The 15,412-nt window shown below is 66.4% G+C and carries 17 protein-coding genes; 10 read left to right on the top strand and 7 right to left on the bottom strand.

Annotation, left to right across the window (positions count from 1 at the left end; genetic code table 11):
* Window positions 1–124 precede the first annotated feature (124 nt).
* The 3 genes from VGV41_RS09955 (at window position 125) to VGV41_RS09945 (ending at window position 2,546) form a co-directional block, all read left to right on the top strand.
* Entirely contained in the window at window positions 125–994 is an 870-nt protein-coding gene (locus VGV41_RS09955) for a sterol desaturase family protein (RefSeq protein ID WP_326863658.1), read from the top strand.
* Between the two features lie 151 nt (window positions 995–1,145).
* Window positions 1,146–2,036, top strand: a complete 891-nt coding sequence (locus tag VGV41_RS09950) for a helix-turn-helix domain-containing protein (RefSeq protein WP_326863657.1) — start codon at window positions 1,146–1,148, stop codon at window positions 2,034–2,036.
* A gap of 27 nt (window positions 2,037–2,063) precedes the next feature.
* The gene (locus VGV41_RS09945) at window positions 2,064–2,546 is read left to right on the top strand and encodes a DUF3828 domain-containing protein (RefSeq protein ID WP_326863656.1); all 483 of its coding nucleotides are present in this window, start codon (window positions 2,064–2,066) and stop codon (window positions 2,544–2,546) included.
* A 30-nt stretch (window positions 2,547–2,576) separates the two neighbouring features.
* Here the strand turns inward: VGV41_RS09945 and VGV41_RS09940 are convergent, their stop codons facing one another.
* Window positions 2,577–3,995 (bottom strand): MFS transporter, encoded by a 1,419-nt coding sequence (locus VGV41_RS09940; RefSeq protein WP_326863655.1) that lies wholly within the window; start codon window positions 3,993–3,995, stop codon window positions 2,577–2,579.
* A 331-nt stretch (window positions 3,996–4,326) separates the two neighbouring features.
* On the opposite strand from VGV41_RS09940, the gene VGV41_RS09935 reads away from it, so the two are divergent.
* Window positions 4,327–4,851 (top strand): hypothetical protein, encoded by a 525-nt coding sequence (locus VGV41_RS09935; RefSeq protein WP_326863654.1) that lies wholly within the window; start codon window positions 4,327–4,329, stop codon window positions 4,849–4,851.
* Between the two features lie 30 nt (window positions 4,852–4,881).
* A complete protein-coding gene (locus VGV41_RS09930; RefSeq protein ID WP_326863653.1) occupies window positions 4,882–5,016 on the top strand; it encodes a hypothetical protein in 135 nt (44 codons plus the stop codon).
* An 18-nt stretch (window positions 5,017–5,034) separates the two neighbouring features.
* Here VGV41_RS09930 and pcaC read toward each other — a convergent pair whose 3' ends face one another.
* Window positions 5,035–5,424 carry a 4-carboxymuconolactone decarboxylase gene (pcaC, locus tag VGV41_RS09925; protein WP_326863652.1) on the bottom strand — a complete coding sequence of 130 codons (390 nt, stop codon included), beginning with the start codon at window positions 5,422–5,424 and terminating at the stop codon, window positions 5,035–5,037.
* Between the two features lie 137 nt (window positions 5,425–5,561).
* Window positions 5,562–6,341 (bottom strand): 3-oxoadipate enol-lactonase, encoded by a 780-nt coding sequence (pcaD, locus tag VGV41_RS09920; RefSeq protein WP_326863651.1) that lies wholly within the window; start codon window positions 6,339–6,341, stop codon window positions 5,562–5,564.
* A gap of 145 nt (window positions 6,342–6,486) precedes the next feature.
* Here pcaD and VGV41_RS09915 point away from each other — a divergent pair, with 145 nt between their 5' ends.
* From VGV41_RS09915 to VGV41_RS09900, 4 genes are all read left to right on the top strand, one after another.
* Window positions 6,487–6,936 carry a carbon monoxide dehydrogenase subunit G gene (locus tag VGV41_RS09915; protein ID WP_326863650.1) on the top strand — a complete coding sequence of 150 codons (450 nt, stop codon included), beginning with the start codon at window positions 6,487–6,489 and terminating at the stop codon, window positions 6,934–6,936.
* 188 nt (window positions 6,937–7,124) lie between these two features.
* Window positions 7,125–7,595 carry a (2Fe-2S)-binding protein gene (locus tag VGV41_RS09910; RefSeq protein WP_326863649.1) on the top strand — a complete coding sequence of 157 codons (471 nt, stop codon included), beginning with the start codon at window positions 7,125–7,127 and terminating at the stop codon, window positions 7,593–7,595.
* A 54-nt stretch (window positions 7,596–7,649) separates the two neighbouring features.
* Window positions 7,650–10,007 carry a xanthine dehydrogenase family protein molybdopterin-binding subunit gene (locus tag VGV41_RS09905; RefSeq protein WP_326863648.1) on the top strand — a complete coding sequence of 786 codons (2,358 nt, stop codon included), beginning with the start codon at window positions 7,650–7,652 and terminating at the stop codon, window positions 10,005–10,007.
* A gap of 20 nt (window positions 10,008–10,027) precedes the next feature.
* Complete coding sequence (locus VGV41_RS09900) at window positions 10,028–10,828, top strand: xanthine dehydrogenase family protein subunit M (protein ID WP_326863647.1); 801 nt, start codon at window positions 10,028–10,030, stop codon at window positions 10,826–10,828.
* Window positions 10,829–10,893: 65 nt separating this feature from the next.
* Here VGV41_RS09900 and VGV41_RS09895 read toward each other — a convergent pair whose 3' ends face one another.
* On the bottom strand, window positions 10,894–11,367 hold the full coding sequence (locus VGV41_RS09895) for a GlcG/HbpS family heme-binding protein (RefSeq protein WP_326863646.1): 474 nt from the start codon (window positions 11,365–11,367) through the stop codon (window positions 10,894–10,896).
* A gap of 8 nt (window positions 11,368–11,375) precedes the next feature.
* A complete protein-coding gene (locus VGV41_RS09890) occupies window positions 11,376–12,362 on the bottom strand; it encodes a tripartite tricarboxylate transporter substrate binding protein (protein ID WP_326863645.1) in 987 nt (328 codons plus the stop codon).
* Between the two features lie 218 nt (window positions 12,363–12,580).
* Between VGV41_RS09890 and VGV41_RS09885 the strand changes: the two genes are divergently transcribed.
* Window positions 12,581–13,450 (top strand): polysaccharide deacetylase family protein, encoded by an 870-nt coding sequence (locus tag VGV41_RS09885; protein ID WP_326863644.1) that lies wholly within the window; start codon window positions 12,581–12,583, stop codon window positions 13,448–13,450.
* Window positions 13,451–13,468: 18 nt separating this feature from the next.
* Here the strand turns inward: VGV41_RS09885 and VGV41_RS09880 are convergent, their stop codons facing one another.
* Together VGV41_RS09880 and VGV41_RS09875 are read right to left on the bottom strand one after the other, a co-directional pair.
* Window positions 13,469–14,425 carry a sensor domain-containing diguanylate cyclase gene (locus VGV41_RS09880; RefSeq protein ID WP_326863643.1) on the bottom strand — a complete coding sequence of 319 codons (957 nt, stop codon included), beginning with the start codon at window positions 14,423–14,425 and terminating at the stop codon, window positions 13,469–13,471.
* 161 nt (window positions 14,426–14,586) lie between these two features.
* The gene (locus VGV41_RS09875; RefSeq protein ID WP_326863642.1) at window positions 14,587–15,381 is read right to left on the bottom strand and encodes a helix-turn-helix transcriptional regulator; all 795 of its coding nucleotides are present in this window, start codon (window positions 15,379–15,381) and stop codon (window positions 14,587–14,589) included.
* Window positions 15,382–15,412 lie beyond the last annotated feature (31 nt).

Below are 15,412 nucleotides of genomic sequence, written 5' to 3'. Positions count from 1 at the left end.
GCCTGCCGGAAGCCGCGCCCCACACGCGTAAACGTCCGTCCGACAAGCAGTATCAGGGCCACTTGCGAGCGGCAACGCCGGAGGGCCCGGCTGTGTTATTAACTCCGCGGCAAAGGAGTGCCCTTTGACGCCGGAGAGCCAGATTGCCATTCGCTTGGGCGCCGCCGCCGGGCTGTTCGCCCTGCTGGCGCTGTGGGAGTGGCGCGCGCCGCATCGCCGGCGCGAGGCCGGCCGGGGCGGGCGCTGGTTCGGCAATCTCGGCCTTCTCGCGGTGGACCTGATCGCGGTGCGGCTTATCGCGCTGACCGCAGCGGTCGGCGCCGCGCTCCTCGTCGCCGGCAACGGATGGGGGCTGTTACCTCTGCTCCACGTGCCGTACTGGCCGGCCGTGCTCGTCAGTATCGTGGCGCTCGATCTCGTCATCTATGCCCAACACATGGCCTTCCATCATGTCCCGGTGCTGTGGCGGCTGCACCGCGTGCACCATGCCGACACCGAGCTCGATGTGACGACCGGCCTGCGCTTCCATCCATTCGAGATTCTGTTGTCGCTGGCGATCAAGGTGGCAGCGGTGGTGGCGCTGGGCGCGCCGGCTCTGGCGGTGGTGGCCTTCGAGGTGCTGCTCAACGCCACCGCGATGTTCAACCACAGCAACGTCGCCTTGCCGCTGCGCCTCGAGCCGCTGGCGCGCTGGCTCGTCGTCACGCCGCAGATGCACGAAGTCCATCATTCGGCCGACCGGCAGGAGACCGACAGCAATTTCGGTTTCAATCTGCCGTGGTGGGACCGGCTGTTCGGCACCTATCGCGCCGCGCCGGCGGCCGGAGACGACGGGGTCGTCATCGGCCTGCCGGATTTTCGCGAGCCGGCCGAGCGGACGCTGCTGCGCCTGCTGACCCAGCCGTTCCGCCGCGGCGCAGCGTCAATGCAGGCCGCCGAAGGCCCAGATCAGCAGCAGGATCGGAATCGGCACGCCGAGCAGCCAGAGCAGTAGATATCGTCCCATGTGTCGCCCCTGTGATTGCCTTGTTCGCACAGGGGAACTCGTAAGGTTGCGGCCGGTTCCTCACGGGATTTGCACACCAATTTGATGGTGGACGCGCCGCTATGGCCTCCGGTTCCGCCCTCGCTTATGGTGTCCCGCCATGGCCACCGCTGCGCTGCCGCTCTTCCACCTTTACGGCGATCCGCCGGACGACCAGGCGTTCGATTTCATCCACATCGAGACGATCGCAGCCCGCTCCACGGTGCACGACTGGACCATCCGCGCGCATCGTCACCGCAACCTGTTTCAGATCCTCGTCATCGAAACCGGCGGCGCCGACATGAGCCTGGAGACCTCGACGCTGTCGTTCACCGCGCCGGCGGTGCTGCTCCTGCCGCCGCGCATCGCGCACGGCTTCCGTTTCACGCCGCAGGTGACGACCGGCTGGGTGGTGAGCTTCACCGAGGACGTGGCCGACGCGCTCGGCGAGCAGTCGGGACAGGCGATGGCGCGGCTGAAGACGCTCGGCGCCGATCCGCTTCTGCCGCTCGCCGACGCCACCGAGGTGGCGCGCGTCGTTACTTTGTGCCGCGAGCTGCACGCCGAGAGCTTCCTTGCGCGCGAAGGCTATCGTCTCGCCATGCGCGCGCTGCTGGCGCTGATCGCGATCGAGGTGGTGCGGCTGGCGGCGAGCCGCGCGCGCAGCGGGCAGGTGACCTTGTCGCCGGCCGATCCGCGCGTCGACGAATTACGCCGGCTGATCGACGCGCATTTCCGCAACGAGCGGCTGCTCGGCTTCTACGCCGAGAAGCTGAGCATGACGCCGGACCGCCTCAACGACCACGTCAAGCGCGCGACTGGCGTCACCGCCGGACATCTCATCCGCCAGCGCGTGCTGACCGAAGCCAAGCGTCAGCTCGTCTTCACGGGCCAGGCCATCCACGAGATCGCCTACGATCTCGCCTTCTCCGATCCGTCGCATTTCACGCGCTTCTTTCGCAAGCAGACCGGCATGACGCCGCAGGCGTTCCGCGACGGCAGGGGCGGTTAGGCGTACGCCATCCGTAATAGGTTCGGCATGCTCACTCGACGTTACGTGCTATGCGCCGCCGCCGCTCTCGTCGTCGTCGCCGCACCCGCTTTGGCGGCGGATGCATCGGCGCAGGCTTTCGTCACGCAGATCTACGACGCCTACAAGGGCAAGGATTCGAAAGGCCGGCCGCTCGACAGCGACGGTGCCATCCGCCGCTATTTCGAGCCGGCGCTGGCGGCCCTGATGATCAAGGATCAGAACGCGGCAGCCAAGCGCGGCGAGGTCGGTGCGCTTGACGGCGATCCCTTCATCGATGCACAGGATTGGGAGATCGACGCGTTCGACATCAAGGTTGTCGACCTCACGCCGAACAAGGCGCAGGCCACGGTCAAGTTCACCAACCTCGGCTCGGCGCGGACGGTCGTGCTCGATCTCACGAAAATCAAGAACGATTGGCGCATCAGCGACATCACCTGGACGCGGGACGGCAAGCGGGAGAGCTTGCGCGCCCTGTTCGTGAAGAGGTGAGCGCCTGACGCCGAAGGCCCTCGGCGGCGGCTAGGCGCTTTGTTTCAGCGAGTCCTTACGCAGGAAGACGACGGCGATCAGCGCGCCGAGCAGTTCCGCGCCGCCGCCTCCGGCCAGCGCTACATGCAGACCGGCGAGGAAATCACTCGCCTCTGCCGCCTGCGGTCCGGCATGGGCGGCAAACAACGCTCCGAGAATGGCGACGCCGAGGGTGGCGCCGACCATACGCGTGGTGTTGAGCATGCCCGACGCCGTGCCGGAGCGTGCCGGCGGCAACGCGGCGACCGCGACGCCATTGACCGGCGCCGTGTTCAAACCGAGGCCGATGCCGACGACCAGCAGTGCGCACTCGATCATGATGAGGCTGCTGGCTTTGCCGACGAAGGCGAGAGTCAGAGCGCCGAGCCCCATGCAGAGCATGCCGGCCGTCATCACCACGCGCGGGCCGAGACGGTTGTTCAGAGTGCCGGCGAACTGCGAGACCACGAAGAATGCGATCGGCATCGGCATCAAGTCGAGGCCGGCGAGAAATGGCGTCGTCCCGCGCACGGTCTGGAAGTAGAGCGGCATGATGAACAGGAGCGCGTACATGCCGAACGTCATCAGTCCGGCGCAGGCGAGCGAAGCCGAGAAGGTCGGCCGCCGCAGGAATTCGAGCGGCAGCAACGGTCCCGGCGTGCGGGCCTCCACATAGACCAGCAAGCCGTAGGCGGCGACGGCGAACGCCGTCGTGCCGAGGATGAGCGGCGAAGTCCAGCCCCAGTGAGATCCTTCGATGGCGGCGAACGCGAAGGCCACGAGGCCGGCGATGGCGAGCACTTGGCCGGGCAGATCGAGCCGTCGCCCCGCCGGCTCGGCGCTTTCCCGGACCGCAGCATAAGTGAGCGCCAGCGCCGCCGCGCAGATCGGCAGGATGAGATAGAAAATGCTGCGCCAGCCGATCGTGTCCACGAGCCAGCCGCCGAGTATCGGACCGATGATGAAGGCGAGGCCGTTACAGCTGGCCCACACGCCCATCGCATGCGCGCGTTCGTGGCGCTCGGGATAGGCGAGGGCGAGCAGAACAAGCGACATCGGTACCATGAAGGCGGCGCCCAGACCGCTGACCACGCGCCCGGCGATCAGCACCGTCGCGTTCGGCGCCAGCGCGCAGACGAGCGTGCCGACGATGAACAGAGCGATGCCGAGCACGAAGATGCGGCGCCGGCCGTACAGATCGCCGAGGGTGCCGCCGGTGAGCAGCAGGCTCGCATAGACGAGATTGTAGGCATCGACGACCCATTGCATCGCGCTGATGCCGGCGTGCAGATCGGAGCCGATGCTTTTCAGCGCGAGATTGACGACCGACGTGTCGATCTGCGCGAACAGTACGGCGAGCGAGCTCGCGATGAGAACGAGGCGCGGCGCCGTCTGCGCCGCCTTCCGGTTCGATGTCGCAGCCAAGGTCATGACAAGTCCTTTCGTGGCGTCCAGTGCCGGTCTCTCTCCCGACTCGTCCCTCTCGGATGCGGCGGCGCCTTGTGCGCCTCTGCTTCCAGCCCGGGAAACGAATGTTTGTGGTCGAAAGCATCACCGTTTGTGATCGGGTCCGGTGCCATCACACCGGTAGGTGGTCTTTTGGCTTGCGCGATCCCACCCGTTTCCTGCCGTGCCAGGCGCGGTGTTCCGCTAACTCGCCTGTGGTTAAGCGGCTAACAGGTAAGGTAAAGGATCGGTTTCTTTTGCCCGTAACAGTTGAAGCGAATACGCATGGTCTTGCCTGCAAGTCAGGGAGGACACCATGCGAAAAGCTTCGGCCGCGACCGTAGCGTTGATTGTCGCCATCGCCCTTTATTTCACGCTGAGCTGGGGCGTCGACGGCCTGCGGGCTCTGGCCTCGCCGAATTACGGCCTCGACGACGTGTGGCGTTCACAACTCGTCTTCGATGCGGGCCGTCTGCTTCATCTGACGCCCATCGGTCTCATCAAGCTCGCGGCCTTCTTCGCGGCGATGAAGGTCGCCGTCGCCGGCATCTGCGGCCTGCACATCGTCGATCGCCTGCGTTCGTTCGCCGGCGGTCAGGCCGATCCGCAGGTGCTCGAGGGCGCGCTCATCATCGTCGTGATGTTCGGCTTCCTCTCGGTCGTGCCGGCGGTCTGGTCGACCAATCCGTCGATCGTGCGGGAATACGCGATCCAGATCCTGCTGGCCTGCCTCGGTCTCGCGCTGTGCATCGCCGAACGCAATCTCGCCAGCCAGATCGTGCTGCCGGCCGAGGACGACGAGACGTCGTCCGCCGCAACCGGCTCGGCGCTGCATCCCTGATCGGTTGAAAAGCCATGGCGAGGCAGTCCGATGCTCGATCGTCTGATGCCGCTGCTGCTGCTCTGGGGCCTGCGCGGCGGTCTCGCCTGGTTCGTGATGCACGAATATACATTGGAGGTCACCCAGCGCCTGGACGAGGTCGTCCGCGCGCTGGGCGGAATGTAAGCGGACCGCAAGGTCCGCTTATTTGCTTTTGCCGATCTCCTCGATCACCGCGGCCGCTTCCTTGAATGCGTGATTGGCCGCCGGCACGCCGCAGTAGATGGCCTGCTGCGGGATGATTTCCTTGATGTCGTCGTGCGAGAAGCCGCCTTCGGTCAGCGCGGCGCGCACGTGCATGCGGAATTCCTCCCACTTGTCGAGCGCGAGCATCGTGCCGATGACCAGCACGCGGCGGGTGCGCTCGTCGTAATGCGGTCGCGTCCACACCTCGCCCCAGGCGGCGCGGGTGATGAAGTCCTGGAATTCTTCGGTGAACGGGTTCTTCTTGGCGTTGGCGCGGTCGACCCAGGCATTGCCCAGCACCTTGCGCCGCTGCGCCATGCCTTTTTGGTAGCGTTCGCGTTCGTCCATCGTGATCTCCTCGAAGCGCTTCACCCGTTCGTCCCCGCGAAAGCGGGGACCCAGGGTATCAATTGAACGACTCTCATTCGTGGCTCTGGATTCCCGCTTACGCGGGAATGAACGGAGGGTAGGGCGACGGCTCCGCCTTACTTGAGGAAATCGAGCACGGCCTTGGTGAAGGCCTGCGGCTGCTCGACGTTGGAGATGTGCGCCGCGTCGAGCGCGCCGAGACGGGCGCCGGGGATCGCCTTGGCGATCACTTCACCGTTCGCGGGCGGCGTTGCCGGGTCGTGCGTGCCGACGATGACGAGCGTGGGCGCCTTGATCGTCGGATTGCTGGCACGGAAGTCGATATCGCGCACGGCGGCGACGCAGGCCATGTAACCATCGTGATCGCTGGCGACGAACATCTTGGTCATGCGCGCGATCGCCTGCGGATCGCGCTCGCGGAAGCCCTTGGTGAACCAGCGCTCCATGTTGGCGACGACCATCTCATCCAGTTGGTGCTGCTCGAGGTAGCGCAGGCGGTCGACCCACGGCGCCTTGTCGGGATAATGATAATTGGTGTTGGCGAGCACCAGCTTCTCGACGCAGTCCGGGGCATTGGCGCCGAGCCACTGGCCGTCCATGCCGCCCATCGACAGGCCGCACCAGTTGGTCTTCTTCACGCCGAGCGCGTCGAGCACCGCGAGGATGTCGCGTCCGAAACGGTCGAAGCTGTAGGGGCCCTTCGGCGCGCCGGACTTGCCGTGACCGCGGCGGTCGTAGCGGATGAGGCGGAAGTGCCTGGCGAATTCGGCCGCCTGGTCGTCCCACATGTGCAGGTCGGTGCCGAGCGAGTTGGACAGCATCAACGGCGGCGCGCTCTCGCTGCCCGAGACTTCGACATTGATCGGACAGCCGTCGTCGGTGGTGATGGTCGGCATTCCTTCCCCCGTTTGTATCGTTCTTTGCCCAAGGCGCAGCAAAGCCACCCATTAGGGGAAGGCGAGGGATGCTGCAAACCTCTTTTCATTAGCCCCCGGAAGCCTTAAAGCCCGGGGTGTTCGAGTATCGAAGGAGACGGCTCCGATGGCGATGACGATGACGGGCGAGGTGCAGCTTCCGGCCTCCCGCGAGGTGGTGTGGCAGAAGCTCAATGATGCCGAGGTCCTCAAGGCCTGCATCCCCGGCTGCGAGGAGCTGAACAAGACCTCAGACACGGAATTCCAGGCGGTGGCCGTCACCAAGATCGGGCCGGTCAAGGCCAAGTTCAAAGGCAAGGTGCAACTCACTGACCTCGATCCGCCGAACGGCTACAGGATCTCGGGCGAGGGCGACGGCGGCATTGCCGGCTTCGCCAAGGGCGGGGCGACGGTGGCCCTGAGCGACAAGGACGGCGGCACGCTGCTGACCTACAATGTCGAAGCGCAGATCGGCGGCAAGCTGGCGCAACTCGGCCAGCGGCTGGTCAACGGCGCGGCCAAGAAGCTTGCCGACGACTTCTTCCGCAACTTCGCGGCGAGCGTCGAAAAGGCCTGATCGGTATACCGCCCGGCGCATTGCGCCGCTCTAGCCGCTTGACCCGGGCTGCGGCCGGGGTCCACACTTGCGACATGTTCCAGATCGAAACTGGATCGAAATCGCCTTGATTTCGCGCCCATGCCGTCGCCGTTTCCTGGGTGGGCGGCGAAAAACGGGCAATTCGGACGAAAAGTGGGAGGAATGAGATGCCGGCCGTGTCCATGACGGTGAACGGAAAGCCTGTCACCGGCGACGTCGAAGAGCGTACTTTGCTGGTGCAATTCCTGCGCGAGAACCTGCGCCTGACCGGCACCCATGTCGGCTGCGACACCTCCCAGTGCGGCGCCTGCGTCGTGCACATCGACGGCATCGCCGGCAAGTCCTGCACCACGCTGGCGCTGCAGTGCGAGGGCGCCAACATCACCACCATCGAGGGTCTGGCCGAGCCGGGCGGCAAGCTACACCCGATGCAGGAAGCCTTCCGCGAGCATCACGGCCTGCAGTGCGGCTATTGCACGCCCGGCATGATCATGGCCGCGCTCGACATCGTGCGCCGCAACGGCCACGACCTCGACGAGCACACCATCCGCGACCAGCTCGACGGCAATCTCTGCCGTTGCACGGGCTACCACAACATCGTGAAGGCAATCGCAGCGGGCGCGAAGGCAATGGCGTAAGGCGCGGCCGCCGCCGGACGACGGAAAAGAACAGTCAACTGGGAGGAGACCGCCATGAGCGCGACCGGCATCGGCGCGGCGGTGCGCCGGAAGGAAGACCTCCGCTTCGTTACGGGTAAGGGCCAGTACACCGACGATGTGGTCCGGCCGGGCGAGACCCGCGCCGTCTTCGTGCGCTCGCCGCACGCGCGTGCACGCATCAAGAGCATCGACGCCGCCGAGGCGAAAAAGATGCCCGGTGTGCTCGCCGTGCTCACCGGCGCCGATCTCGCCGCCGACAAGATCGGCAACCTCATCTGCGGCTGGATGATCCATTCGAAAGACGGCACGCCGATGAAGATGGCGCCGCATCCGGCGCTCGCGGCGGGCACGGTCAATCACGTCGGCGATGCGGTCGCGGTGGTGGTCGCCGAGACGCGCGCGCAGGCGCGGGACGCGGCCGAGAAGGTGACGGTCGCCTACGAGGTGCTGCCCGCGGTCGTCGATCCGGCGCAGGCCAAGAGCGGACCGCAGATCCACGATATCGCGCCGAAGAATACGATCTACGAATGGTCGCTTGGCGATGCCAAGGCCACCGAGGCGGCCTTCGCCACCGCCCAGCACGTCACAAGGCTCGCCATCGTCAACAACCGGCTGGCGCCGAACGCGATCGAGCCGCGCGCCGCACTCGCCGAATACGATGCCGGCAACGATCACCTGACCTTGTGGAACACGTCGCAGAACCCGCACGTGGCGCGGCTCGTGATCTCGGCCTTCGTCGGCATCACGCCCGAGCACAAATTGCGCGTCATCGCGCCGGACGTCGGCGGCGGCTTTGGCTCCAAGATCTTCATCTACCCGGAGGAAGTCGTCTGCCTGTGGGCGGCGCGCAAGATCGAGCGGCCGGTGAAGTGGACGGCGGAGCGGTCGGAAGCCTTTGTCACCGATGCGCACGGCCGCGACCACGTCACACAGGCCGAGCTGGCGCTCGATCTCAACGGCAAGATCCTGGCGCTGCGCGCGCACACGATCGCTAATCTCGGCGCCTACATGTCGACCTTCTCGTCGTCGGTGCCGACCTATCTCTACGCGACTTTGTTGTCGGGCCAGTACGACATCCCGCACATTTACTGCGAGGTCGACGCGGTCTACACCAACACCGTGCCGGTCGATGCCTATCGCGGCGCCGGGCGGCCGGAGGCGACCTTCGTCGTCGAACGGCTGGTCGAAGTCGCGGCGCGCGAGATGGGCCTCGATCCCGTCGACCTGCGCAAACGCAACTTCATCAAATCCTTCCCGCACCAGACGCCGGTGATCATGGCCTACGACGCGGGCGACTATAGCGCCTCGCTAAAAAAGGCGCTGGAGCTCGCCGACGTGAAGGGCTTCGGCAAGCGCAAGCGCGAGAGTGCGCGCCACGGCAAACTGCGGGGCCTGGGCTACTCGACCTACATCGAGGCTTGCGGCATCGCGCCGTCGCAGGCGGTCGGCTCGCTCGGCGCCGGCGTCGGCCTGTGGGAGAGCGCGGAAGTGCGCGTCAACCCGACCGGCTCGGTCGAGGTGCTGACCGGTTCGCACGCGCACGGGCAGGGGCACGAGACGACCTTCGCTCAACTTGTGTCCGAGCGGCTCGGTATTCCATTCGACAACGTTTCGATCGTGCACGGCGACACCGACAAGGTGCAGTTCGGCATGGGCACCTACGGCTCGCGCTCCGGCGCGGTCGGCATGTCGGCGATCGTCAAGGCGCTCGACAAGATCGAAGCGAAGGCGAAGAAGGTCGCCGCGTACATGCTCGAGGCGGCCGAAGGCGACATCGAGTTCAAGGACGGCAAGTTCACCGTCGCCGGCACCGACAGGTCGGCGGCCTTCGGCGACGTCGCGCTCAATGCCTATATCGCGCACAAGTTCTCCGGTCAGGACCTGGAGCCGGGGCTGAAAGAGACCTCCTTCTACGATCCGACCAATTTCACCTTCCCGGCCGGCTGCCACATCTGCGAGGTCGAGATCGACCGCGACACCGGCAAGACCGAGATCGTCAACTGGACCGCGGTCGACGACTTCGGCACCGTGATCAATCCGATGATCGTCGAGGGTCAGGTGCATGGCGGCATCGCGCAGGGCGTCGGCCAGGCGCTGCTCGAGGGCGTCGTCTACGACAAGGACGGCCAGCTCGTGTCCGGCTCATTTATGGACTACGCCATGCCGCACGCGCACGACCTGCCGTCGTTCAAGGTGGAGACGACGGAGACCAAGTCGCCGTCCAATCCGCTCGGCATCAAGGGCTGCGGCGAGGCGGGCGCAATCGCCGCGCCGGCGGCGGTCATCAACGCGATCACCGACGCTATCGGTACCGAACAACTGGCAATGCCGGCCACCGCGCAGGCGGTGTGGTCGGCGTTGCAACACGCGACTCCGCGACAGGCGGCTTAAAGGATTTACGGGAGACAGCAATGTACAATTTCACGTTCCATCGTCCGACCACGGTCCGCCAGGCGGCCGGCCTTCTGTCGCGCAATCCGGAAGCAAAGCTGCTCGCCGGCGGGCACTCGCTGCTGCCGGTGATGAAGCAGCGGCTGGCGCAACCCTCCGCGCTCGTCGACCTGTCGCAGGTCGAGGGTCTGAGCGGCGTCGAACTCAAGGGCCGCTCGGTGGTGATCGGCGCCATGTCGCGGCATGCCGACGTCGCCAAATCCGACGTGCTCAGGGAAGCGATGCCGGCGCTCGCCTCGGTGCCGGGCTCGGTCGGCGATCCGCAGGTGCGCAACCGCGGCACCATCGGCGGCTCGATCGCCAACAACGATCCGAACGCCGACTATCCGGCGGCATTGCTCGGTCTGGGCGCGACGGTCATCACCAATAAGCGCCGCATCGCCGCCGACGATTTCTTTACCGGCATGTTCTCGACCGCGCTGGAAGACGGCGAGATCATCACCAAAGTGAGCTTCCCGATCGCCAAGAAGGCGGCCTACGAGAAGTTCAAGCATCCGGCCTCCGGCTTCGCGCTCGTCGGCGTGTTCGTGTCGAAGCGCGGCTCGGAGATCCGCGTCGCGGTCACCGGCGCCGGCTCGAGCGGCGTGTTCCGCGTCACTTCGTTCGAGGAGGCATTGAAGAAGCGCTTCTCGCCGAAGTCGCTCGAGGGCTTGACCATTCCGGCGAGCGGCATGAACAGCGACATCCACGCCTCGGCGGAATATCGCGCGCATCTCGTCGGCGTGATGGCGCGCCGGGCGGTCGCCAAGGCGACGGCGTAAGCGCAACGCCCGCGAAATCGACGACGCGCGGTCTCGCGGCCGCGCGTCGTTTTTATTTGGTGAGGTTATTTGGTCCGGCGGACGTTCACTTTGCGGCCCATGCCGGCGCAGTCCTCGTCGGTCTTGAAGCCGGCGGTGCGGATGCCGAGCGCCGCCAGTTCCTCGTCCTGTTCTTCGGTGTCGCCGGTGACGCCGACGGCGCCGATCGCGTCGCCGCTCGCCGAGCGGATCAGCATGCCGCCGCCTTCCGGGAAGATCTTGTGGTCGGTGGCGGCGAACAGATACTGCATGAAGGCGGGCTTCTCCTCGTTGCGGATGCGCACGAGGCTCGAATTGCGGCCGAGCGCTAGCGCGGCGTAGGCCTTGCCGTAGGCCATCTCGAAGCGCGCCATCGAGCAGCCGTCCTCCTTCTGGAAGGCCTTCACGACGCAGCCCGGTTCGACGACGATGACGGCGAGCGGCCGGCATTGCAGCTCGACGCCGCGCGCGATGATCGCGGCAATGATGCGGTTGGCGGCGTCGAGCGTCAGTTGCGTCATGAAGTGTCCTACTGCGGTTTCAGGCCGGCCGCCGCGATGATCGGCAGCAGGTGCTTGCGTTCGGCGACGAGGAATTCGCGTGCGCCGGTCGGGCTGGCGTCCGAGCGCGCCTCCAGCCCGGCCGCGCCGAGCGCCTGATTGAAGCCGGGGTCCTGCACCACCTTCGCGGTGATGCCGGCGATCTGATCGACGACCGGCTGTGGCAGACCGGCCGGTCCCAGCACTCCGCAGGTCAGCTGCACCACCATGCCCGGCAGGCTTTCGGTCGCCGCCGGGATTTCGGGCGCGGCTTTCAGCCGCTGCGGCGCGCAGACCGCGAGGATGCGCACCTTGCCGGCGCGATGGAAGGCGAGCACCTGGCTTGTGACGTTGGGCGTCATCATCGGCAGCACGCCGGCGACCAGATCGATCAGGCCGGGACCGGCGCCGCGATAAGGCACGTGCAGGATCTTCGGCGCGCCGATGAGCTGCTTGAACAGTTCGCCGGCGAGATGCGTGACCGTGCCGGTGCCGGCCGAGCCGTAGGAGAGCTTGTCCTGATGTTCCTTCGCGTACTTGACGAACGCGGCGAGATTGGTCGCCGGCACGCTTGGATGCACCACGATCGCCGTCGACGAGGTGGCGATCATCGAAATCGGGGTGAAGTCCTTGGTCGGGTCGTAAGGCGGACGCAGCATCAGATAGGGCGCGATGATCTGGCAGCTCGTATCGCCGAACAGGAGCGTGTAGCCGTCCGGCTTGGCACGCGCGACGGTGGCGGCGCCGATCGTGCCGCCGCCACCGCCCTGATTTTCGACCACCAAAGTGCCGAGCGGCTGACGCATGCGTTCCGCCCAGTTGCGCGCGACCGCATCGACCACGCCGCCGGCCGCGTAAGGCACGAGCAGGCGTATGTTGCCTGCCGGATATTTCGTGTCGGCGAAAGCGCTGCCGGCCCGCAGCAGGGGCGCGGCGGCGCCGGCCACAGACAACGCAATGAATTGGCGGCGATCCATGGTCATTCCTCCCCATCCGTTCTGTTGTGAGTGCGGCGGGACTTCCGCCCGCCTTTGATCGATGGTGCGGGATGCTAGCGGGCCGCGTTACGGGAATCGAGCGCCAAATCGACGCCGCAGGCATGACCGCTCGCCGGATTTGCATATTGACTTCGATGCGTAATGACCGCATCAGCCGCAGGTCTCACGCTATTCAGGCCCGCGACAGAGGATCGATCATGTCAGCACCCGCGTCATCGAAGGGTTTCACATGGCCAAATGGCGCGCGCATCGCCGTCGCGGTCACGTGCCTGATGGAGAACTGGTCGGGTGACAAGGGGCCGCCGTTCTCGGTGCAGACCACGTCGCTCAAGCCCGGCACGCACGATCGGGCAGCGATGACCTGGGGCTGGTACGGCAGCGAGCGCGGCGTGTGGCGGCTGCTCAAGATCCTCAACCACAACCAGGTGCCGGCGACCTTCGTCGCCAACGCCTATGCGATGGAGCGGGCGCCCGCAGCCGTCGATTGCATGCTGAAGACGGGACACGAGATCGCCGCCCACTCATACACGCAGGATGCGCTGATGGCGTATCTGTCGCCGGAGGAAGAGCGCGCGATCATCGAGAAGTGCGCCGGCGTGTTCAGGAAGATGACCGGCGCGCCGCCGAAAGGCTGGCTCAGTCCGGTGCTGGCGCCGACGGCGCACACCGAAGAGCTGATCGCCGAGGCCGGCTTCCTCTGGTACGGCGACTATAACCACATCGATCTGCCGTTCTGCGTGAAAACGAAAAAGGGCACGCTGGTGGCGCTGCCGCATTCCGACTTCGCCGACCATCGCGTGCTGCGCGGCAATCCGCGCGACTGGTTCGATGTGTACAAGGACACGTTCGACTATCTCTACGCCAACGAGCCGACCTCGTTCCTCAACATCACCTTGCATTGCCACTTCGGCGGCCGGCCGTTGATGGCGGCGCAGCTCGACCGGATCTTGAAATATATCCGCGGTCATGCCGACGCCTGGCTGGTGCGGCACGACGAGCTGGCCGAGTGGATCAAGGCCAACGACATCGCCGAATGGACAAACCAGCAGCGTTTCTTCGGAACGTGATTGGCCGGTAAGGCGGCGCTAGAAGCGCATCTGCTGCGGATCGAACCAGCGCAACGTGTTGCGGCCGGCGGCTTTTGCCGCGTAGAGCGCCGCGTCGGCGCGCTTGAAGGCGTCGCGCGCGCAGCAGCCGGCGATCTGCGCAAGCCCGATCGAGGCGCCGATCTGGCAGCGCTGCCAGCCGCAACGGATCGGGCGGCGCATCGCCGCGATGAACTGTTTGGCGAGCAGCACCGGCGTGCCGGCGCCCGCGCACGGCGCGAGCAGCACGGCGAATTCATCGCCGCCGACGCGGGCGACGCTCCCAGCGTCGGCGCAGACGGCGGCAAGACGCTGCGCGGCTTCCTTCAGGCACTCGTCGCCGGCGGTATGACCGAGCGAATCGTTGATCTCCTTGAAGCCGTCGAGGTCGATGAGCAGCAGCGTGCCGCCCGTATCAGGGGCGCCATCCTCGCCGCAGGCCCGCGCCAGCCGCGCCTGGAACTGGTTGCGGTTGGCGAGTCCGGTCAGTTCGTCGAACTCGGCGAGATAGCGGGTGCGCTCGGAGCGTCGTCGCTCCTCGGTGATATCCTGCTTCAGCCCGAACAGCCGGGTCGGCCTCTCGCCCGCGCACTCGACCGTCGCGGTGATGCGGATCCAGCGCTCGCCGCCGTTCGGCGTCACGATGGCGGTGTCGAGATTGAAGCCGCTGCCTTCGGCGATGGCTCGGCTGCGGATCGTATTGAGTGTCTTCAGCGATGCCGCCGGGTAACGGATGAGGGTCTGGTTGCGCCTGAGCGGTGTGTCGCGCGGAATAGCGAACATGTCGTAGGTGCCGCCCGACCATTGCAGCGTCTCGTTCGTGAGGTCGCACTCCCACAGGCCGAGCCGCGCCGCGGCGGAAGCGCGCTCGAAGATGTCGCGACTGCGCGCCATCGCCGCTTCGTGGTTGCGGATGGTGCGGGCCTGCGCCTCGACCAAGGCGGTGAGCCGTGCCACGGCGGCGGCGGTCTCCTCATGCGAGGCGGGGTCCACGTCCGTGAACCTTTCGCCGAGCGCTCTGATTGTTCCAAGCCCGCGTGTCATCGAAATGCTGAAATGGCTGTGTCCCCGGGATCGTCGAGATTAGGACGGCAGCGATTAACAAAGTCTCCCCGTGATCACGCGCCCTGCGCCGCGGGAACCAGCAAGACGAACTTTGTGTCGGGCCGGTCTGCGGGGCTATAGCTGTATTGCCGGTAGGCGAGGGCCCCGTCCTCGGGATGCGTGAAGCCGCGCAGCCCGCCTTCGCGGCCGAGCACGGTCTGCGCGTTCCATTCGGCTTCGAAGAACGCGCTGTCGCGGCGCAAGCCCTCGACCATCTCGCGCAGGCGCGGATCGTTGAGGCCACGGCTGTAATCGGCGCGGAACTCGGCGAGCAGGCGCCGGGCGCGGTCCTTCCAGTTGCGCACGAGCTTGCGCGCCGTCGGCTCGATGAAGACGTACCGGAGCAGATTGCGCTGGCAGCCCTCGGTGAGCCAGCCGACGAACAGACGCTCGGCCGCCGGGTTCCAGCAGCAGGCGTTCCAGAGGCGGTCGAGCCCGTAGGCGGGATGCGTCACCGCGGCGACGGCGGCCTGCAGCGAGGCGGGCGCGTCTGCAATCTCGGCCGGCACGGGCGCTTCCGGATCGCGACGGTCGGCGAGTTCGAACAGATAGGCCCGCTCGGCGCGCGTCAGTGCCAGCGCGCGGGCAAGCCGGCTCAATGCATGGCCGGACACCTGCACGTCGCGACCCTGTTCAATCCACGTGCACCAGGTGGGACTGATGCCGGCCCTGGCGGCGAGCTCCTCACGGCGCAGGCCGGGCGTGCGACGCCGCCCGGCGACGGCTTCCGGCGCCAGGCTCTCGCGATGCGCGCGCACGAAGTCACCGAGCAGGCGGCGGCGGTCCGGGAGGCTGTCGGGATCGGTCATGGGCCGCTCCATGGCAATGCTTATACCAGGA

It is taken from the genome of Pseudolabrys sp. (assembly GCF_035943735.1).
GTDB lineage: Bacteria > Pseudomonadota > Alphaproteobacteria > Rhizobiales > Xanthobacteraceae > Pseudolabrys.
The sequence above is the reverse complement of the archived record's forward strand: the minus strand, read 5'-3'. Positions and strand labels throughout refer to the sequence as shown.